This window comes from Planococcus sp. SE5232, assembly GCF_050686535.1.
Taxonomy (GTDB): Bacteria; Bacillota; Bacilli; order Bacillales_A; family Planococcaceae; genus Planococcus.
This window is the reverse complement of sequence record NZ_JBOGCP010000001.1, coordinates 673,653-692,386: the sequence shown is the minus strand read 5'-3', so window position 1 is coordinate 692,386 and position 18,734 is coordinate 673,653. Positions and strand designations below refer to the sequence as shown.

22 protein-coding genes are annotated in these 18,734 nt (G+C 45.5%); 6 read left to right on the top strand and 16 right to left on the bottom strand.

Features of this window, described 5'->3' with window-relative positions; all coding sequences use genetic code 11:
• Positions 1-224: 224 nt before the first annotated feature.
• From hslO to ACRC6Q_RS03280, 10 genes are all read right to left on the bottom strand, one after another.
• A complete protein-coding gene (gene hslO, locus ACRC6Q_RS03325; protein WP_223639707.1) occupies positions 225-1,106 on the bottom strand; it encodes an Hsp33 family molecular chaperone HslO in 882 nt (293 codons plus the stop codon).
• Positions 1,107-1,134: 28 nt separating this feature from the next.
• Positions 1,135-1,359 (bottom strand): DUF896 domain-containing protein, encoded by a 225-nt coding sequence (locus tag ACRC6Q_RS03320; protein WP_223639705.1) that lies wholly within the window; start codon positions 1,357-1,359, stop codon positions 1,135-1,137.
• Positions 1,360-1,378: 19 nt separating this feature from the next.
• Positions 1,379-1,861 carry an RrF2 family transcriptional regulator gene (locus ACRC6Q_RS03315; protein WP_223639702.1) on the bottom strand — a complete coding sequence of 161 codons (483 nt, stop codon included), beginning with the start codon at positions 1,859-1,861 and terminating at the stop codon, positions 1,379-1,381.
• Positions 1,862-2,043: 182 nt separating this feature from the next.
• Entirely contained in the window at positions 2,044-2,577 is a 534-nt protein-coding gene (locus ACRC6Q_RS03310; protein WP_223639699.1) for a chromate transporter, read from the bottom strand.
• Positions 2,574-3,140, bottom strand: coding sequence for a chromate transporter (locus ACRC6Q_RS03305; protein ID WP_431466318.1), 567 nt, complete (start codon positions 3,138-3,140; stop codon positions 2,574-2,576). Before ACRC6Q_RS03305 ends, ACRC6Q_RS03310 begins: the two co-directional genes overlap by 4 nt.
• Before the next feature lie 26 nt (positions 3,141-3,166).
• Complete coding sequence (locus tag ACRC6Q_RS03300; RefSeq protein WP_223639696.1) at positions 3,167-4,771, bottom strand: gamma-glutamyltransferase family protein; 1,605 nt, start codon at positions 4,769-4,771, stop codon at positions 3,167-3,169.
• Between the two features lie 238 nt (positions 4,772-5,009).
• Positions 5,010-5,459, bottom strand: a complete 450-nt coding sequence (locus ACRC6Q_RS03295) for an Lrp/AsnC family transcriptional regulator (RefSeq protein ID WP_223639693.1) — start codon at positions 5,457-5,459, stop codon at positions 5,010-5,012.
• 70 nt (positions 5,460-5,529) lie between these two features.
• The gene (locus tag ACRC6Q_RS03290; protein WP_431465807.1) at positions 5,530-5,976 is read right to left on the bottom strand and encodes a GNAT family N-acetyltransferase; all 447 of its coding nucleotides are present in this window, start codon (positions 5,974-5,976) and stop codon (positions 5,530-5,532) included.
• Positions 5,977-6,027: 51 nt separating this feature from the next.
• On the bottom strand, positions 6,028-6,876 hold the full coding sequence (locus ACRC6Q_RS03285) for a patatin-like phospholipase family protein (protein WP_223639671.1): 849 nt from the start codon (positions 6,874-6,876) through the stop codon (positions 6,028-6,030).
• 46 nt (positions 6,877-6,922) lie between these two features.
• Positions 6,923-7,600 (bottom strand): SOS response-associated peptidase, encoded by a 678-nt coding sequence (locus ACRC6Q_RS03280; RefSeq protein WP_223639656.1) that lies wholly within the window; start codon positions 7,598-7,600, stop codon positions 6,923-6,925.
• Between the two features lie 316 nt (positions 7,601-7,916).
• Between ACRC6Q_RS03280 and ACRC6Q_RS03275 the strand changes: the two genes are divergently transcribed.
• Together ACRC6Q_RS03275 and ACRC6Q_RS03270 are read left to right on the top strand one after the other, a co-directional pair.
• On the top strand, positions 7,917-8,348 hold the full coding sequence (locus ACRC6Q_RS03275; protein ID WP_223639653.1) for a hypothetical protein: 432 nt from the start codon (positions 7,917-7,919) through the stop codon (positions 8,346-8,348).
• Between the two features lie 191 nt (positions 8,349-8,539).
• Positions 8,540-9,739: an MFS transporter gene (locus ACRC6Q_RS03270; protein ID WP_223639650.1), complete on the top strand. Its 1,200-nt coding sequence runs from the start codon at positions 8,540-8,542 to the stop codon at positions 9,737-9,739.
• Positions 9,740-9,765: 26 nt separating this feature from the next.
• On the opposite strand, the gene ACRC6Q_RS03265 is transcribed toward ACRC6Q_RS03270, so the two are convergent.
• The gene (locus tag ACRC6Q_RS03265; protein ID WP_223639647.1) at positions 9,766-11,412 is read right to left on the bottom strand and encodes an SLC13 family permease; all 1,647 of its coding nucleotides are present in this window, start codon (positions 11,410-11,412) and stop codon (positions 9,766-9,768) included.
• Positions 11,413-11,543: 131 nt separating this feature from the next.
• On the opposite strand from ACRC6Q_RS03265, the gene ACRC6Q_RS03260 reads away from it, so the two are divergent.
• Complete coding sequence (locus tag ACRC6Q_RS03260) at positions 11,544-11,774, top strand: hypothetical protein (RefSeq protein WP_431465806.1); 231 nt, start codon at positions 11,544-11,546, stop codon at positions 11,772-11,774.
• 255 nt (positions 11,775-12,029) lie between these two features.
• Here the strand turns inward: ACRC6Q_RS03260 and ACRC6Q_RS03255 are convergent, their stop codons facing one another.
• Positions 12,030-12,218: a hypothetical protein gene (locus ACRC6Q_RS03255; RefSeq protein WP_223639641.1), complete on the bottom strand. Its 189-nt coding sequence runs from the start codon at positions 12,216-12,218 to the stop codon at positions 12,030-12,032.
• Positions 12,219-12,280: 62 nt separating this feature from the next.
• Complete coding sequence (locus ACRC6Q_RS03250; RefSeq protein WP_431465805.1) at positions 12,281-12,757, bottom strand: metal-dependent hydrolase; 477 nt, start codon at positions 12,755-12,757, stop codon at positions 12,281-12,283.
• Positions 12,758-13,008: 251 nt separating this feature from the next.
• Between ACRC6Q_RS03250 and ACRC6Q_RS03245 the strand changes: the two genes are divergently transcribed.
• The 3 genes from ACRC6Q_RS03245 to ACRC6Q_RS03235 all read left to right on the top strand — a co-directional run bounded on the left by ACRC6Q_RS03245 (position 13,009) and on the right by ACRC6Q_RS03235 (position 16,206).
• Positions 13,009-13,638 carry a YfbR-like 5'-deoxynucleotidase gene (locus ACRC6Q_RS03245; RefSeq protein WP_223639635.1) on the top strand — a complete coding sequence of 210 codons (630 nt, stop codon included), beginning with the start codon at positions 13,009-13,011 and terminating at the stop codon, positions 13,636-13,638.
• A gap of 88 nt (positions 13,639-13,726) precedes the next feature.
• Positions 13,727-15,034 (top strand): hemolysin family protein, encoded by a 1,308-nt coding sequence (locus ACRC6Q_RS03240; protein WP_223639632.1) that lies wholly within the window; start codon positions 13,727-13,729, stop codon positions 15,032-15,034.
• A gap of 266 nt (positions 15,035-15,300) precedes the next feature.
• Complete coding sequence (locus ACRC6Q_RS03235; protein ID WP_223639629.1) at positions 15,301-16,206, top strand: YihY/virulence factor BrkB family protein; 906 nt, start codon at positions 15,301-15,303, stop codon at positions 16,204-16,206.
• Positions 16,207-16,255: 49 nt separating this feature from the next.
• Here ACRC6Q_RS03235 and ACRC6Q_RS03230 read toward each other — a convergent pair whose 3' ends face one another.
• From ACRC6Q_RS03230 to ACRC6Q_RS03220, 3 genes are read right to left on the bottom strand one after another with little or no spacing between them, the layout of a single operon-like run.
• A complete protein-coding gene (locus ACRC6Q_RS03230; RefSeq protein ID WP_431465804.1) occupies positions 16,256-17,035 on the bottom strand; it encodes a class I SAM-dependent methyltransferase in 780 nt (259 codons plus the stop codon).
• A gap of 15 nt (positions 17,036-17,050) precedes the next feature.
• Positions 17,051-18,004, bottom strand: coding sequence for a dipeptidase (locus ACRC6Q_RS03225; protein WP_431465803.1), 954 nt, complete (start codon positions 18,002-18,004; stop codon positions 17,051-17,053).
• Positions 18,005-18,727, bottom strand: coding sequence for a gamma-glutamyl-gamma-aminobutyrate hydrolase family protein (locus ACRC6Q_RS03220; RefSeq protein WP_431465802.1), 723 nt, complete (start codon positions 18,725-18,727; stop codon positions 18,005-18,007).
• Between the last annotated feature and the right edge of the window lie 7 nt (positions 18,728-18,734).

The window sequence follows — 18,734 nt, the reverse complement described above, 5'->3', positions numbered from 1 at the left end:
TGAATAACCTCCAGTTGTAATCTAGATAAGTTGACGTTGAGAGCTAAAGTTCAGCCCATCGATATGCCGGCAAAGAGTGACTTACCGGACTGAGTCGAGCTGCTTCTACAATTCCCTAATTTCACTAAAAGAAACTTATCTCGAATTCAAGATAATGATATCATAGATTTTCTTTTCCTCCAATAGAAAAGGTCCATCGCACAAATTGCGTGGACCTCTTTTATTTATCGTGTCTGCGGATTCAGCATATCTTCCAGGTTTTCTTTTGAAAACAGGTAGTTTTCATTGCAGAAATGGCATTGCGCTTCCGCTTGTCCGTCTGTAACGATCATGTCCTCGATTTCAGCAGTTCCAAGGCTTTGAATGGCTCTGGAAATGCGGTCTCTCGAACATTGGCATTGAAACTGGACAGGCATTTCATCCAGCACCTTTACGTTTCCGATGCCCAATACCTCATTTAGAATATCTTCCGGCGTCAAGCCCTGGCGAACCATATTGGAAATAGTCGGAATGACTTTTAAGCGTTCTTCAATTTCCAAGATGACTTTTTCTTCAGTTCCCGGCAGCAATTGGATGATGAATCCGCCGGAAGCCTGGATGGTATTATCAGGATTGACGATTACGCCAACACCTACTGAGGATGGAATTTGTTCAGAAGTGACAATATAATGGGTGAAATCGTCACCCAATTCGCCGGACACTAAAGGAACCTGCCCGACAAAAGGCTGGAGCAATCCAATGTCTTTGGAAACCGCTAATGTACCGTCAGTACCTACAGCTCTTTTGACATCCAGTTTGCCCTGCTCGTTCAAATCGAAATGTGTCAAGGGATTCGTCACATAGCCACGGACTTCACCTTTTGCATTTGCATCCACTAAAATCGTACCAATCGGACCTCCGCCGTTAATGCGGATGGTCAGTTTCTCTTCGCCCTTCATCATCGCACCGAGCATGACGCTCGCTGTCATGGAACGGCCAAGCGCTGCAGATGCAGTCGGCCATGTATAATGGCGGCGCTGCGCTTCTCCTACAGTTTTTGTTGTCCGCGCAGCATAAGCACGTACTTGTCCATCGTATGCTAAAGCTTTCACTAAATAATCGTTCATATTGTTCTCCCTTTCTATATCAAGCTTTTCAGCTTTGATCGGCTTGTTTTTTTGCACGTACTTTGTCAGGGGTGATATCGTCACCCAATGGATCGATGACCGTCATATTGGTGACAGTCCATTCGATCTGTCCGCGGATTGACCGCAAATAATCTTCACGCAGTACTTGACGTTCCACTTTCTCCGCGTTTGTCAGTCCTTCTTCACGTGCTTTTTTTGCCAATTGATTGATGCGCGGTAAAATCGCGATCATTGTTCTCCCTCTCTTCTCTTTAACCTACAAGTTTTTGAGACAGCCATTCGGTTAATTTTTTTGTTTTTTCCTGAAATCGCTGCTCCTCCATCTTCTCTGAAAGAACAGCAATTGTTTCCTGTTCCATTCGGAAACGCCATGCATTTTCTGCATCGATCATCAAATCCGTCAACAGACAGCATCGCTCCGGCTCCTCGAGTTCCAGCAGGTCGCCCAACACTCCACTTGAGGTATACAGCGCTTGCTGTCCTTCAATGGCCACATATATATCAAACACATTAATGTCTTCCGGTTTTTTATTGAGCTTGAACCCGCCTTTAACGCCTGGTACAGAAGCGATTAAGCCTGCACTGACCAGTTTTCTCAAGAGCTTTTGAAAATAGGTCGGGGAAGTCCTGAGTTGCTGGCTGATGGCTTCGCCCGGAAGCACGGCCTTGTCCGGCAGCATATTCAATAGAAGAATTGCATACACCGATTGCTCTACACCTGGTTTCATATGCACCCAAATCACCCTCCTTCAATTACGGATAAACTTTATCCTTGTTGTCCACAATAAACTATCTTGAATTAAAAGTAAATAATAGTGCCTGGCTTTCCAAAAACTCAAAAAAGCCATCCGCAATTGGATGGCCTGGTTATCTTCAAATTAGTTGATTGAAAATAATTTGTATTAAATCGCAAAAGCTAAATCATTCCGGACACTGCTCCATAAGCAAGCGCCATTAAAATGACAAAAGCGGGATGCACTTTCCTGATTTCCAGCAGCCAATAGCTGACGATGATCAGAATCACTGTTTGTACAGTTCCTGAAGTATCAACTGAAGTCATAAAAAATTGGAGAGTCATAGCCCCGAGCAATACAGCAATGACTGGACGAACAAGCTTGGTGATGTTTTTGACTTTCGGTGAGTCTTTGTATTTCAAAAGGGTCACCATCAAAAGGACCATCAGTATAAGCGAAGGTGCCACTGAAGCGAACAAAGCGACAATCGACCCCAATATTCCGCCTTCCATATAGCCGATGTACCCTGCCATTTTTGTTGCAATCGGACCGGGAAGCGCATTGCCCAATGCCAGAACTTCCCCGAATTCCTGAGTTGTCATCCAGCCATAGCGGTCCACCACTTCTTTTTCCACAAGCGGAATGGAAGCAGGTCCCCCACCATAACCTAAAACACCGGGAATAAAAAATGCCAAAAAGATGGACCAATAAATCATTTTGACCCGACCCCTTTCTTAAAGGAAGTTAAGGAAAGAATCAAAACACCTAATATGACAATTGCAGGATGAATATTCACTAGTTCCAGCAATACAATGGCGATCCCTGTAAACAGGATGGCCCGGCCGATTCCCAATGCCTTGCCGGATTTCTGAAAGAAATCCCATGTCATCACCGCCAGCATGACGCCAACGACCGGCACCACCGCGGCCGACATGCTGTTGACCCATTCAAGATCTTTGTATTTTTGCAAAATGCCCAGCAGGATGATCATCAGGACCACTGTCGGAACAACGGAAGCAGTCAGTGCTACAAGGCAGCCCATAATCCCATTGACACGATAGCCAATGTAGCCCGCCATTTTCGTGGCAATTGGACCCGGCATCGTATTTCCCAAAGCTAAAGTATCGCCGAACTCGTCTTCTGTCATCCATTTGTAGTTAATGACCGCCTCACGGTGAAAAAGTGGGATAGCAGCGGGTCCACCACCGAATCCAAGTAAACCTACACGAAAAAAAGCGAAGAAAAGGTCTTTATTGATTTTCAGACTGGAAATCCCCAGTTTCTTTTTCTCCGCTTTTTTAGCGCCTACCAAGCAGCCACCGCGCCGTCTGTCCGCGATTCGGTTCCTCCGGCCAGCACACCGGTTTCGGGATTGCGCCAAATGATCTGTCCTCTTCCGAAACTGCCGCCATCTGTCGCGACTTGAATTTGATGGCCTTTACGGGCTAAAGCTTGCGCCAGGTAGTTCGGGAAGCTTGGTTCCACAAGAACGGTTTTCCCTTCCATCCATTGCCATCTTGGTGCATCAAGTGCAGCTTGTGGATTCATTAGGTAATCGATGGTATTGGTGACAACTTGAAAATGTCCCTGCGGCTGCATATATCCACCCATTACACCGAATGGACCCACGGCTTTTCCGCCTTTTGTCAGGAATCCCGGAATGATGGTATGGAAGGTCCGCTTGCCGCCAGCCAGGACATTGGGATGCTCAGAATCCAAAGAGAAGTCTGCTCCGCGGTTCTGCAGCCCAATTCCAGTCCCTGGAATGACGATGCCCGAGCCGAAGCCCATGTAATTGCTTTGGATGTAGGAAATCATATTGCCTTCTTCGTCAGCTGCCGACAAATACACCGTACCGCCTTTCGGCAATTCATAAGGTTCCGGATCTGAAGCGTTTTTGCCGATGGTTTCAGCGCGTGCCGCAGCATAATCTTTTGAAAGAAGATGTTCCGTGCTGACCGGCATATGTTCAGGTTCCGTAATGAAGGCTTTGCCATCTGTAAATGCCAGTTTCATCGCTTCAATTTGTTCATGGTAGGTATCAGCAGACTGCCATTTCGGCTCGGCCAGCTCTTTGAAGATATTCAAAGCCATCAAAGCGACCATCCCCTGCCCATTTGGCGGAATTTCCCACACCTCATAGCCACGGTACTCCGTAGAAACCGGTTCAACCCACTCAGGTTCAAACGATTCCAGATCTTCCTTCGATAAAAATCCTTCGTGCTTTTTCATGAAGTCATCGATTCTGTCCGCAATCGCACCTTCATAGAAAGAACGAGCATCGGTTTGCCCGATTTCAATCAAGGTTCTGGCATGGCCGGGGGATGACCACATTTCACCAATTTCCGGTGCGCGGCCGTTCGGTGCGAAAGTATCGAACCAAGCTTGGTATTCTTCACCTGTAAATGAAGACTTATATTTGGAATAGGCAGCTTTCCAATATTTTCCGAGAATCGGCGTTAATGGATAGCCTTCCTCTGCATAACGGATTGCAGGCTTCAAAGCATCCGCCAGTGACAGTTTCCCAAACTTCTTCGACAATTCTGCCCATGCAGCAGGCACGCCTGGAACCGTTACAGGCACCAAGCCATGTGTCGGCATTTTATCAAAACCAAGCGCTTTGACTGTCTCCGGAGAAATGCTTTTTGGTGCAGGGCCTGAACTGTTTAAGCCATGCAGCTTGTCTTTGACCCAGACCAATGCAAAGGCATCTCCACCAATGCCGTTCGATGTCGGCTCGACAACAGTCAACGCCGCAGCAGTTGCGATGGCTGCATCAATGGCATTTCCCCCATTCTGCATAACTTCAATACCTGCCTGTGCAGCCAGTGGCTGTGAAGTCGCCACCATCCCTTTTTTTGAAAATACGGTATGCCGTTGTGATGCAAACGGATTTTGTAAGTAGTCCACAGCAATACTTCCTTTCTCCGACTAAACTTTTGTATGAAAATAAATCCTATTCTCCACCAATTGTTAACCATTATTGGAATTCACTTACCTATAGTAAAGAGCTAATAGTCTCGATTATAGAGTATTCGTTTACTTATTTCTACCTCAAAAACAAAAATAACAGAATATTCCCACTGAAAAAGAGGGATATACTGCACTTATAAAATAAAATCCTGCAGCTCGCATCGGCTGCAGGATTTTATAGCTTCATCCCGGTACGGCTCTTGAAACGCCGAAGGAGAATATGGCTTTCTACCCTTGTGATTCCTTCGAGGGCATAGAGTTCTTCGTTGATGAATTTTTCCAGGTCGGTAAAATCATCGACCAGCACATGCATGTGAAGCGTGGATGGACCTGTCATTTGGTAACAGCTGGCCACACTGGGGTTATCCGCCAAAGTTTGAGCCACCTCAACCAAAGAAGCCGGTTCACAATCCACTTCAAAAAATCCAGATACTTTTTTACCGACTTTTTCACTGTTGATGACGACTGTAAAACTTTCAATGACACCGGCTTCCGTTAACTGGTGGACTCTTTCACGGATCGCCACCCGCGACAAATTCAGTTCTTTCCCAATATCCACATATGAAATCCGGCCGTTTTCAGTCAATAACTCCAATATCTTTCGATCAATAAGATCCAGTCTCATGAATACACCTCAAGCTTTTATTTTGAAATCTGAATGTCTAATTCCCTCTTGGGCAAAGATATGATCCCTTTTAATTGTCCAAGCTGAATTCCGTACATGTAATGCCCGGAGCTACTTCAGTTAAGCGCTGTTCCTGAAACCCGAGTGCTTTGTATAGAGCGATGGCGGGTTTATTTGCAGTTCCAGTGCTGACCGTGAATCGATAGCCTCTAAAACTTCCCAGCAAGTAGGCCACCAGTTTTCTGCCGACACCTTTTCGGAAATGATCAGGATGCACGACGAGCCGGTGTATATCGACTTCTCCTTCTTCTACTTGATACGATAGGAGTCCCTGCAACTGCTCTTCCTTGTATCCGACAAAGGTTTCGGCACTGTTTTGGATTTGAGAAGTCGTTTCATGAAGCTGAGGAATTCCATGGAAACCCATCAATTCCGCTTCTATTCGGTAAGCAGCCTGCTGGATTCCCTGTATTTCTTTTGCAAGCTGTTCATTTTGATGATCTACGATATGAATCATCACCATCACCCCAATCTAACTTTACCACGATGCGATTCTCATTTTCTAAACTTATTTCTGAAGAAATTCCAGCAGTTCCTGGAATCGGTCGGTGGCATCCTGATAGCCTTGGTTGTATAAAGCTTCCAGCCGCTCCCGATCTCGTTCTACACCTCTTATTTTATAAAGGTTCATCGGGCGTATCACCATGGCCAGCCCTTCACGTTCCAATTGCTCGATAAATTCTATTGTTTCATTGTAATAAAGATGCCGGCTTTCCATTTTCTTGGCGATAGCAGGATACTGGCGAACAAATGCCGGCATAATTTTAGCGAGCCGACTTTGTTTTTTCCGGTAGCCTTTTTCTCTTGTCAAAATGATGATCGGTTTGGTCACTCCGTCCGATAACGCTTTACGGATCGGAAGCGGATCTGCAATACTGCCATCCATTAATAATTTACCGGCAAATTCCACCGGCTGCGCCATTAAGGGCAGCGAACTGGAGGCTCTGACAATGGCCAGCACATCTTCCGGCCGACTTTGTTTTTCAAAGTATACTGCTTCGCCGGTTAAACAATCCGTCGTGCCGACCACGAACTCTTCCGTTGCGTCATTAAAGCGTTCATAATCGAAAGGAACCAGGCTGTTCGGGATTTCATTGAAAATCAAATCCATTCCGAAGAGCTCCCGCTTCACCAGTAGATTTTTCACAGAGATGTATTCCGGATGGTTAACATATCCGATGGTCACTTCGCGATTGCGTCCAGCTTGTCTGGAAATGTAAGAAGATGCATGACAGGCTCCTGCCGAAACACCGATGATATAGTCGACAAAAATTTCTTCTTCCAACAGCTTTTCCAGAACACCGCCTGTGTAAACGCCACGCATTCCGCCGCCTTCCAATATCAACCCGCTCTTCATCTAACTCCCCCCTATAATCGCAAAATCAGTAAAGGGTCCAGCTGGTTCAGCCGACTTTTTCAATCAATTCCGGTTTATTGTTCTTTGGAGAGTTGACTTCATCCGAAACCCGATAGGCTTCCATGTCTTCTGCCTTATAGGGCTTCAACAGCCCTTTCAATGTTTCAACATCGTCAACATCGGGATCCAGCCAAATCTTCTCGTCCTCTTTTGATAGAATGACAGGCATCCGGTCATGGATTGACTCCATCAAAGCATTTGGACCTGTCGTCAAGATGGAACAGCTATTGACCGTCTTGCCATCGGGTGCTTTCCACGATTCCCAAAGAGCCGCAAAAGCGAAAGGTTCCCCCGTTTTCAATTTAATGCGCATCGGTATCTTTTCTCCATCTTTGCGTTGCCATTCGTAGAAAGAATCCGCCACCACCAAACAACGTTTCTTTTTGAAGGCATTGCGGAAGCTGGGTTTTTCCGCTGCAGTTTCCGACCGGGCATTAATCATCTTATAACCGATTTTCACATCTTTTGCCCATGGAGGAATCAGCCCCCACTTGAGTTTGCCAAGCCGGTTTTTCTCTCCATCATTTACGATCGCGACCACTTCCTGGGAAGGCGCCACATTATAGCTTGCCGAATACTCGTCTTCATCAATCGCCGCTTCTTCAATATTGAAGCGTTCAATCAATACAGTATAATCAGTGAACAATGAGTATCTTCCACACATCTGTACCACTCCTTCCGTTAAAGGTTCCCTATCTTAAATATACCAGATAATTCTACTACCTTCTTTGCTTCTGCCCTGTATTTTGAAAATATTCAGATAGTATATCCTTTATTATAAAGGTGAAATCAGTCATTTCCCTTGTTCTTCCGTCGGGTTGTCCTGCTAGATTTTGCATATGCCATTATTCCTTTAAATCAATAGCCCTAAGCCTTTACACCCGTTAAGGCTTAAAATCCAGGGAAAATACGTTACAGCCCCTTAAATGGCTAAATAGTGTTATAATAGAAGAACAACGAGTTATATTAGGAGGAATCACATGGCTACTGCACGCGAAATGAGTCTCGTCAACAAGGATTTTCTGGTTGAAGAATTAGGGCTGAAACAACAAGGAAACTCAACTATCTTTATGAATGAAGATTGTTTTGTATTATCCCCATCTGTTCAGCGATATGAAAAAGGTTTTGACGTCAGTGAATTCAATTTGGCAAAGTTCGATCCTGAACGCCAACAAGGCTTTTTGCTCGTACGGTACATGGACACCTTTTTAATGGCGAAGCTTGAAAGCTTTACAAAGAAAATGATGCTTCCAGAACTTCAAATCAAAAAGAAAAATACAAAACCGCATTGGAAGTTTACTGTCGCTGAGAATCCGGCCTATCATATCGTCAATACTCAAAACAAGGAACTGCGTTACCGTTTGCAGGAACCTACAAAAAAACAAATTGTCTCATTCTTCAACAAAATATAAGTTTCCCCGCAGCCTTTGGGCATGCGGGCTTTTTTATACCTCTTTAAAGGCATTGCTTTTTAGATCGATTTGCCATTTGGACTAATTTTTTAATGGTAAAATATATGGAAGTATGGAAGTTTTGGCTCATTGGCAGTTTGCCGGCTTAAAGCTGCCGAGACAAAAAAGCAATCAGTGATTGGAAGTGACCTATGGATGCTCAGCGTTATACCGTAAAAGACCGCCAGTTTTGGAAAATTATACTCAGCCTTCTGTTTGCCTCATTGTTCATATTTGCAAATATGTATGCTGTACAGCCTTTACTGCCTGTTTTTGTAGATGAATTTCAAGTCTCTGTTTCTACAGCCAGTTTATCCTTGTCATTGACCATAGTCGGTTTGATCCTTGGATTGATCGTCCTTGGGTTCTTTTCTGACCGTAATGGCAGAAAATCTTATATCATCTATTCTTTACTCGGATCAGCAATCCCTTTTTTCATCATTCCCATGACGGATTCATTTACCGTACTGCTGATTCTTCGTTTTATCCAGGGATTTGCGCTGGCAGGTGTTCCTGCGGCTGCGCTTGCTTATATCAGCGAAGAAATCGACAGAAAGAATATCGCTTACGCAACTGCTCTTTACATATCAAGCAACGCACTGGGCGGCATGCTCGGGCGGGTTTTAACCGGCTATCTGACCGACCATTTCTCCTGGCAGTTTTCATTTTATGCATTTGCTGTGACAGGACTTCTATTATTCGCAGCTGTTGTCTACCTCCTGCCGCCTTCACAGAATTTCAGCTCCAGCCAACTGAGCTTTGCAAAAGACATTGAGGGATTCCTGTTTCACTTGAAAAATCCGGCACTTCTCGTCGTTTTCGGTTTGGGCGCTATTTTACAAGTTTCTTTTACCGGCATTTGGACGTACCTGCCGTTCTATTTGGAAAGCCCGCCTTACTCCATGTCACTGCAAGCCATTTCGTATTTATTCTTTGCCTATGGCATTGGTGTCATCGGTTCCCCACTCGCGGGACGGGCCGCCGAGACATTCGGATTGCGCAACGTCCGTCTAGCAGGAGTTTTTATCCTGTCAGCCGGCATGTTCATGACACTCAGCCCTCATCTTTGGATGATTGTCGTCGGCCTTTGTGTGACTTGCCTGGGCTTTTTCACTTCCCATTCCTTGACTGCCGCTTCTGTCGGCCAGCAGGCAGCCCATCATAAGGGCAGTGCTTCCAGTTTGTATTTAGTGTCATACTACATTGGTGTTGCAGCGGGAAGTTCCCTGTTGAGTCCTCTATGGACTTCTGTTGGCTGGACCGGACTGGTTCTTTTCACCGCAATCTTGCCGCTTCTTTATATAATGGCTGTCACTCTCTACAGAAAAAAAGCAGGCTCCACCAGAAGGTGAGCCTGCTTTTTGCTGTTTATTTCACTTTATTCGAGAAATTCTGCTGGAATCGACATCAGGTCGAGTCCCCAGACAAGCGGCAAGAAGTAGAACACCGCAAGTGAGACAAAGAAAATACCGAATATATTGAGCGCGAATCCGGCTTTAGCCATGTCTGAGATCTTTAAATATCCGGATCCGAAGACAACCGCATTCGGCGGTGTAGCAACCGGCAGCATAAATGCACACGATGCCGCTACGGCTGCAGTGACCATCAGCGCATATGGATGGATGCTGAGCGCTACTGCAAGAGATGCCATGATCGGGAACATCATGGAAGCAGTCGCTGTATTGGAAGTGATTTCCGTTAGGAACAAGACCAGCGCAGCCACTACCAGAACAATAATCAGGACATTGACTCCCTGCAGTCCGATCAATTGATTTCCGATCCACTCAGACAGACCGGAGTTTGTGAAGCCAGCAGCGATGGCAAGCCCGCCACCAAACAGCAGCAGAATGCCCCAAGGCAGTTTGACTGCTGTTGCCCAGTCCAGCAAATGGTCGCCTTTTCTGTTTTTCGAAGGGATGATGAACAAAATCATCGCAGCAATCAAACCGACCATGGCATCCGTCATTTCCAGATTCGGTGCAAAAGCATCCAAAACAAAAGAGCGGCTGATCCAGGCAAGCGCCACTGCTACGAAAACAACAAAGACTGCTTTTTCTTCATAAGAAGCAGCGCCTAACTCCGCTTTCTGCTGGCGTATCACTTCGCTCCCTCCAGGTAGATGCTTCAATTTCTGTGGGTAAGCGACTTTCACCAAATAAATCCAGGCGATTAAAATGAAAGTCCAGGCCAATGGAACACCGAACAGCATCCATTGTGCAAACGTGATTTCAATGCCGTAGATTTCATTGACCGCACCAGCCAGCAAGGTGTTGGGTGGTGTTCCGATCAATGTTGCAATCCCGCCGAGTGATGCGGAGTAGGCAATCCCGAGCATCAAGGCTTTACCAAAACCAAAATTCTCTTTTGTAGTATTGATCGAAGAGTCATCCTTCAGCGCCTCTGATACCTGATAGATGATCGCCAGTCCGATCGGCACCATCATCATCGCTGTGGCAGTATTGGAGATCCACATCGACAAGAAACCGGTGGCAACCATAAACCCGAGAATGATCCGTTCAGTATTGGTACCGATGATAGAAATAATAGTAAGGGCAATTCGCTTATGTAGATCCCACTTCTCCATTGTTAGGGCAATCATAAAGCCGCCCATAAAAAGAAAGATTGTATCATTGCCATATGCAGATGTTGTTGAGCTGACATCAAGTCCGCCAGTCATCGGAAAAAGAATAATCGGCAGAAGCGATGTTGCGGGAATCGGAATGGCTTCCGTAATCCACCAGGTCGCAATCCAGATTGTACTGGCCAGTATAGCCTTCGCCTCAGGGGACAGCCCATCAGGGTTAAAGAAAACCAGCGTCAAGATGAAAAGCAACGGCCCCAGAAATAGACCGATTAACTGAGGTGTATTGTAGCTGCGGTTCTTTTTGCGTTCATCATAAGATCCGGCATCTTCCGCTCGATCACGGTCGTCGGGCACCCCACCTCCAGGGTTGGTGAAGAATCGAAATGTTTCTTTTGCCTGATCGTGTTTTTCCCACATCCAGTTCCATGTTGCAGAAATCATCTTATCCCTCCATTGTCTTAAAAAAACGAATTTTTCAATAATTTCCTTTCATCATTGTATAGCTTTATGCTCTGGCAGACAAGTCGCCCAAAGACGGGTTTCTTTATACAGAGAAATATGGCGTGTTCCACTTGATGAAGCAAATGAACTGTGATCCAATCGCTCACTTGAATGCATTGCTGCAGCACCGGACCTTGGCCGAAACGACCATCAGCTACCGGGAATTCAGGGGATTCACTGGATACCCTTCCACTACTACCGCCTCCAAGATGTTGAAATCGGCAAATACGCCATTCGTCGGGAGTTATAAAGATCGAATATACTCCATTCCTGAACTTTTTGAAGGCATGGAAAGTATTTAGAGCTTATTAGAAAGTATTCAGCCGTTTACGGAAAGTATTTGCACCTAAACAGAAAGTATTTCACTCATATTAGAAAGTAAGCTCTATTAATGGAATAAAACCATTCTTCTTTTCAAATAAGATCCAAATCATCACATCCAAAACAAAAACCGCTGGAGAAAAATCATTGATTTTTCTCCAGCGGTTTTATTTCAGGGACTGATGAGTCAGCCGCTTGCTCTAAATTTCTTGATACGCCAGTTCTTTACGGCTCAGCTACTTTTCTTCCGATTCTCCGATCGGATTCCGTTCATCGCCCACTCCTGTATTGCTGTGAGCTCCTTTTTTCTGCATCTTGTCGCCATCTTCTCTCGATTCCTGATCGATGCTTTCGAATTCTTCACGCTGCCGGCGATTGTGGCTGCTTTGTGGATTTGCATCTTTTGAAAAATCATTTTTAGCCATTAAAATCATTCCTCCTATGAGCGTTTGTTCTTCCATTTCCCTTCTGTCATGAAGTAAAACGTTTACAGCGAAAGAAAAACGTCATAACCGAAATAGACGCAAAGAAGCGATAGCAATGCAAAGACCAGGTTTTCTGAAGTGCCGCCAGTCGTAGCGGTCAGCGGAAACCGGACGGTCAATCTTATGGGGAAGAATAGTTTGACTCCCCTTTTTGTTGCCATATCCAAGACGATGTGGCTTGCCATCCCAACGAGCAGCCCTGCTGAAATTGCTTCCATCGGCATAAAGTTATGCAACAAAATCCCAAACAGAACCAAAAACAGCAGGCTGTGCGTGAATGTCCGGTGCCCGAAAAGACCGTTGATCAATTTTGATAAAAGAGGCAAGGCCCGCCCAATCTTACTGCTGCCATGGCAAATATCAGGAATCAGCGACCCGATGACGCCTGCTCCGAGCAATAAGACCGGCTCGTAATTTGTAACTTGTGCAAAAGCAAGAGATGCTGCGATGCCGCCTATGATGTGTGTCTTTCCTGTCATGCTCCTCTTCTCCTTCGTCACGCTTTACCGGTGTCATGTATATTATACTAAAAATCGTGTATGCTGAAGACAAGGAATTTAATTATTAAAGGGTGAGGACATGAAGAATTCGCACGAGGCCGGTGTAAGCCTTCGGCAACTCCCATACCTGTTGCAGCCATGTGCGAAGGCATAGCTGATCTGCAAGTCATTTTCTGCAGACTCGCATCCTTACAACTTACTATTCAACTCAACTAGAAGGAGGCGTCATTATGGGCATTCATCGATTTTTTACATCATTAAATGATTTGGAACGGATTATCCGTGCACCTGGAAGATTTAAATTTGAAGAACATAATGTTGCAGCCCATTCGTGGAAAGTCAGCCAATACGCGATGTTTTTTGCAACAATTGAAGAACGTGCAGGACGTGAAGTTGACTGGAAGGCATTGTATGAAAAAACCATCAATCACGATTTCGCCGAAGTATTCATCGGAGATATCAAGACTCCGGTCAAATATGCTTCTCCCGAATTGAAGGAAATGATCGCAAAAGTGGAAGAAGGCATGATGGAGAAGTTCATCCTGCGCGAGATTCCCGAGGAGTTTCACGATGTCTTTTTCGATCGCATGAAGGAAGGGAAAGATTCCACCGTTGAAGGCCGCCTGCTTGAACTGGCGGATAAGCTCGATCAGTTTTATGAAGCGTTCGCAGAGTTGAAACGCGGCAATACCGACAAAGAATTTGTCGTCATGTACCGGATCGCTTTGACTAAAATATTGGACCTTCCCTTGCCTGCAAGCATCGATTATTTCAAGAACGTCATGCTCGACGATGTCATCAATGAAGACACGGCCATCGACGTGAAGGAGATTACACGACAAATCATTTCTGAGCACTAAGCTTTGCTCTATGTTTCGTGCTCGTATTATGGTAAATTTAACTTCAACAAATACTTTCGGAGGTGAATCCCTTATTTAAGGGAATTTATTGGACCCCATACTTTTAGTGAATTTAGCTTTGCTCGTCTTATTAATCGCGTTAACGGCTGTTTTCGTCGGCTCAGAATTTGCCGTCGTTAAAGTCCGGATGTCGCGCATCGACCAATTGATCGATGAAGGAAACAAAAAAGCTGTGCTGGTCAAAAAAATCACCAGTGACCTTGACTATTATCTGTCAGCGTGTCAGTTGGGAATTACCGTCACCGCCCTCGGACTGGGCTGGTTGGGGGAACCTACCGTTGAACGGCTTTTACATCCTTTGTTCGATATGCTCGGTGTTCCTTCTTCCGCTTCTACCATCATTTCATTTGTATTGGCATTCTCACTGGTGACTTTTCTGCATGTTGTCGTTGGGGAAATGGCACCAAAATCGTTGGCGCTGCAATTTGCAGAACGGATGACGCTTCTTTTGTCGCCTTTCCTGTATTGGTTCGGCAAAATCATGTATCCGTTCATCTTCGTCCTTAATGGTTCAGCTCGCATCCTATTGCGTGTTTTCGGGGTGGAACCTGCGAAAGAAGAGCAGGCCCATTCAGAAGAAGAGCTGAAAATCATTATGGCTCAAAGCTTCCAAAGCGGGGAAATCAACCAAACCGAATTGTCCTACATGCAGAATATCTTTGCTTTTGATGAACGCAGCGCAAAAGATGTCATGATTCCGCGTACGCAAATGATCGCTTTTTCAGATGATTTATCAACTGAAGAACTTCTGGCTGAAATCCGTGAGCACCGCTTTACCCGTTATCCCATCTCAAGAGATGGAGATAAAGATGACCTGATCGGTTTCATCAATGCCAAAGAAGTCCTGACCCATTATGCTGTCAACGGTCAATTTGAGTTATCAGAACTGATACACGATCTTCCTTACTTCCATGAAACCACGCCGCTTCAAAATGCCTTGGTGAAAATGCAGAAAGACCGTACACATATCGCCTTGGTCATCGATGAATATGGCGGAACTTCCGGATTGATTACAATGGAGGATATCTTAGAGGAAATTGTAGGGGAAATCCGCGATGAATTTGATGAAGAAGAAGACGAAGAAATTATTAAGGAAAGTGATACCCGCTATCTTTTGAATGGTCGTGTCCTATTGAAGGATCTGGAAGAACGGTTCGGCTTTACTTTTGAAGACAGCGAAGACATCGATACGATCGCCGGCTGGATTCAGCATCAGCTGATTGAAGCTGAAACTGGGGACCTCTTTATAAAAGGTGGTTGCCAATGGTCCATCGTTGAAATGGAAAATCACCATATTTTAAAAGTGGCCTGTGATCTCTTGCCAAAATCAGCTTAAAATGAACGTCCACTTGCCGGGCGTTTTTTTCTTTGCAGAAAACAAATTTCAATAATGCTGTATTTTTTCAACTATTGAAAAACACAGCATATCAAGGTTTCAGGCTATTGGCTCTCATCAAATTTTCCCTTTCCCTGAATCTGTCACCACTATCGAGGTTTCCAGCTCTTTTTCCTGCAAATCAGCTTTTGTTTCCATTTTAGGGTTAATCCTATGTATAACGGGGCATATAAAGAATAACCAATTTTAAAAATGGAGGTTTTCACATGAGTAAAGCTATGGGGTTTGCCAAAGAACTTGGCAGTGAGTTTAAAAAAGATAAAGCAACGACCCTAGCAGCGGCACAGGCTTATTACTATCTTTTAGCTATCGTTCCTTTATTAATCCTGTTGCTGGCTATTTTGCCTTATCTTCAGATCGACCCACAGCGTGCGGTAGATTTCATCGGCACCATCCTCCCAGGGGAAGTGGCTTCAACATTCGAAGAGACGATTGTCAGTGTCGTCACCACACCATCAGGCGGTTTATTGACATTTGGTATTCTGGGTACGCTTTGGTCTGCTTCGAACGCCTTGACTGCGTTTATCGATGCCACCAATCAAGCCTATGGCATTGAAGAAACCCGTTCATTCATTAAATTGAAAGCGACAGCCATCGTTTTGACGCTTGGTATGCTCGTAGCGGTTATTGTCGCACTCGTCCTGCCAATTTTTGGTGGCACGATTATTGACATGGTTAAATCCTTCTTGAGTCTTCCAGAACAAACAGAAATTATTTTCCAGATTCTGCGTTGGGTCATTTCCATTGCAGTTATGAGTATTGTCTTGGCACTTATGTACAAGTTTGCTCCTGATAAGCATTTCCCATTCAAGGAAGTCATTATCGGAGCAGTAATTGCAACCGTGCTATGGCAAGTCGTATCATTCGGATTCTCAATCTACGTTGCCAATTTCGGCAGTTACTCGGCTACTTACGGCAGTCTTGGAGGACTTATTGTACTCATGTTATGGTTCTTCCTGACCGGTCTGATTCTGGTGATCGGTGCTGAAATCAACGCTATCCTACACAGACGCAAACATGCGAAAGCAGATACTTCATCTGATCCTGTCGCCCAAAGTGAAGCAGGTCAAAAAGAAGCAAAGGATGCAGAATCGTCCATGAACAAATATTAGATTGGAAAGCCCCTTCACCGGTTTGGTGAAAGGGCTTTTTTTGGTTTTCTCAATGGTCTACTTTTTCGTACAGAGCCATCCACTCATCAATTGTGAAGGTTTGAATTTTTCCAGCACTGGTTTCTATTGAAAAGTAGTCAGTGGTTTTTTCATCCGCACTAAGCAAATGCAGGGAAACCTGCTCCACTTGCGCTTCACTTTCAGCAGTTCGAGCTACCCACGACGGATAATCGAATGTTTTCTTCCGGTCCGCTGATTTCAGTTTCACCAAACCATTCTGCTCCAGCAGACTCGCCCATTCTTCTTTTGGCAGGCAGCGTGAATGGCTGGCATCCCGCAATTTTTCAGTAGCGTTCATAAATTCTGCAAGCTCGGGGTCTGCCGGGGCGACATTGTCGATCAGCATAAATTTTCCGCCTTTTTTTAAAACCCGTGCCGCTTCTTTGATAAATCGGGCCGGATGCGGAAAGTGATGCGGTGCAATCCTGCACACTGCTGCATCAAAACTTTCCTTCAAGAATGGCAAAGCCTCAGCATCCGCCACTACATATTGGATGTTATCGAAACTGCCGCGCAGATACTTGGCCGTATTCTCCAGCATTTCTTCTGTCAGATCTGTCGAAAATACAGTTGCTGCATGGGGAGCCAGTGTTTTGGTCACATGGCCACCTCCCGTTGCAATATCCAGCACAGTCCAGCTCTTCTTAGGCTGAAGCCATTCGACAATCAGCGGCAGATCATCTCCTTTAGCATGGCTGTTGCTGGTTACATATTTATCGGCATTTTTCCCAAAAACTTCTTTCACTTTTTGTTTTGGCGTCTTCTCCATCTTTCTCCCCCTCACTTACATCCCAGGACGATGTTCCAGAAAGTTGCGGTATGCAAATCCTTCCACTTCCGCTTCTGTATAATGCTTCTGCAGCTCATTGATCAGGTTAGGGAATTCTGATGCATCCCCGAGTTCTGTAATGTGCGAAGAAATCCCATCAAAATCGGACCCGATGCCTATTTGGTGAATTCCACCCAAGGAACTGAGGTGATCAATGTGGCGAATCAAATCGGATATCGTCGCCTGTTCACTGTCATTATTGATAAACTGTGGAGCAAACACAACATCGATCATGCCATTGTTGGCAAACATCGCCTGAATTTGCTGGTCATCCAAATTGCGTGGGTGATCGCAAAGGGCCCGCGCATTGGAATGGCTGGCGATCGGATATTTCGCCAGCTCCATGACATCCCAAAATCCTTTAACGGACAGATGGGATACATCGGTGAAAACATGGTGGTCATTATTGAGGTGGACCACTTCTTTCCCGAGCACCGTCAAACCAGCGCCTCGCGGATCACCCACACCATCGGCGCAAAGATTGGCATTGTTCCAAGTCAAACCGATCGACAGAACACCTAAACGATAGAGATGGCGAAGTTTCGCTAAATCGTTTCCGAATGCATCCGCTCCCTCCAAAGTCAAAACCGCTCCAATTTCATCGGGCTTTAACAAGTCGATATCCTGCCAGTTTTTGATCTGCCTCATCAGCGGATTTTTCCCAAGAATCTCACTGTAGAACAAATCCACCTGTTCCAGCGCATGCTGCCATTTTTCGTCGGATGGGAATTCCGGATGGATGAAGACAGCAAAAAACTGCACTTTCACCCCTCCAGCCTGCAGCCTTTCAAAATTGGTTTCCAGTTCATTTGACTGCCGGTAGTCCAATGCTTCGCCTTTGAATAAGGTATTCCGCTTGGCGATCTGCAGCTTCAGCAACGCGTCACAATGCGTATCGAAAATCTTCATCTACTCATCCCCTTCTTCGCGGCATGCCTCGATAAATCCTGTAAAAATGCCGAGTGATGCCGAGTCTTTAGCCCGTGCCATGTTTTCCGGATGCCATTGCACGCCTAATGCGAAATGATGCTGCGTACTTTCGATTGCTTCCACAATCCCATCACTCGATATACCACTGATGATAAAGGGCTTCGGCACGTGCCGATTTGCCTGGTGATGACGGCTGTTCACTTTCATGCGTTGCACTCCTGTTAATCGGTGCAACAACGACCCTTCCGTTACGTCAATAAAATGAGAACCATGGAATCGCGGCGCTTTCTGCTGATGCTGCAGCAGATCGGCTTTTACTTGCGTTGTGATATCCTGATACATGTCACCGCCGACAGCGATATTCAAGATTTGCGCTCCCCGGCACACACCCAAAATCGGTTTTTTCAAAGCCAGTACTTTTTTTGCCAACGCCAATTCAAATGCGTCGCGCGACGGGATGATCACCCCAAGGTTCGGATGCGGCTCTTCATCAAATAAAGTCGGATCGATGTCATAGCCTCCAGCAAGGAACAACCCATCGATATGCTCGGCAATTTCCTCAATATCCGCTTCTTCCATTAAGTGCGGAAGCATGATCGGCAAGCCGCCTGCTGACACAATCGCTTCTGTATCGGCAAGTTCGATGCCGTATTCGTCACGTCCGAGTTCCAAAGACGCAGTAACTCCAATAATGGGTTTCATCTATGTA

Excerpts from the sequence above, each read along its gene's own strand:
- ACRC6Q_RS03235 (WP_223639629.1), top strand. The coding sequence starts at position 15,301 with ATGAGTAAAGCTATGGGGTTTGCCAAAGAACTTGGCAGTGAGTTTAAA.
- ACRC6Q_RS03230 (WP_431465804.1), bottom strand. The coding sequence starts at position 17,035 with ATGGAGAAGACGCCAAAACAAAAAGTGAAAGAAGTTTTTGGGAAAAAT.
- hslO (WP_223639707.1), bottom strand. The coding sequence starts at position 1,106 with ATGAACGATTATTTAGTGAAAGCTTTAGCATACGATGGACAAGTACGT.
- ACRC6Q_RS03265 (WP_223639647.1), bottom strand. The coding sequence starts at position 11,412 with ATGATTTCTGCAACATGGAACTGGATGTGGGAAAAACACGATCAGGCA.
- ACRC6Q_RS03220 (WP_431465802.1), bottom strand. The coding sequence starts at position 18,727 with ATGAAACCCATTATTGGAGTTACTGCGTCTTTGGAACTCGGACGTGAC.
- ACRC6Q_RS03310 (WP_223639699.1), bottom strand. The coding sequence starts at position 2,577 with ATGATTTATTGGTCCATCTTTTTGGCATTTTTTATTCCCGGTGTTTTA.
- ACRC6Q_RS03250 (WP_431465805.1), bottom strand. The coding sequence starts at position 12,757 with ATGACAGGAAAGACACACATCATAGGCGGCATCGCAGCATCTCTTGCT.
- ACRC6Q_RS03270 (WP_223639650.1), top strand. The coding sequence starts at position 8,540 with ATGGATGCTCAGCGTTATACCGTAAAAGACCGCCAGTTTTGGAAAATT.
- ACRC6Q_RS03255 (WP_223639641.1), bottom strand. The coding sequence starts at position 12,218 with ATGGCTAAAAATGATTTTTCAAAAGATGCAAATCCACAAAGCAGCCAC.
- ACRC6Q_RS03295 (WP_223639693.1), bottom strand. The coding sequence starts at position 5,459 with ATGAGACTGGATCTTATTGATCGAAAGATATTGGAGTTATTGACTGAA.
- ACRC6Q_RS03280 (WP_223639656.1), bottom strand. The coding sequence starts at position 7,600 with ATGTGTGGAAGATACTCATTGTTCACTGATTATACTGTATTGATTGAA.
- ACRC6Q_RS03245 (WP_223639635.1), top strand. The coding sequence starts at position 13,009 with ATGGGCATTCATCGATTTTTTACATCATTAAATGATTTGGAACGGATT.
- ACRC6Q_RS03275 (WP_223639653.1), top strand. The coding sequence starts at position 7,917 with ATGGCTACTGCACGCGAAATGAGTCTCGTCAACAAGGATTTTCTGGTT.
- ACRC6Q_RS03290 (WP_431465807.1), bottom strand. The coding sequence starts at position 5,976 with ATGATTCATATCGTAGATCATCAAAATGAACAGCTTGCAAAAGAAATA.
- ACRC6Q_RS03320 (WP_223639705.1), bottom strand. The coding sequence starts at position 1,359 with ATGATCGCGATTTTACCGCGCATCAATCAATTGGCAAAAAAAGCACGT.
- ACRC6Q_RS03225 (WP_431465803.1), bottom strand. The coding sequence starts at position 18,004 with ATGAAGATTTTCGATACGCATTGTGACGCGTTGCTGAAGCTGCAGATC.
- ACRC6Q_RS03285 (WP_223639671.1), bottom strand. The coding sequence starts at position 6,876 with ATGAAGAGCGGGTTGATATTGGAAGGCGGCGGAATGCGTGGCGTTTAC.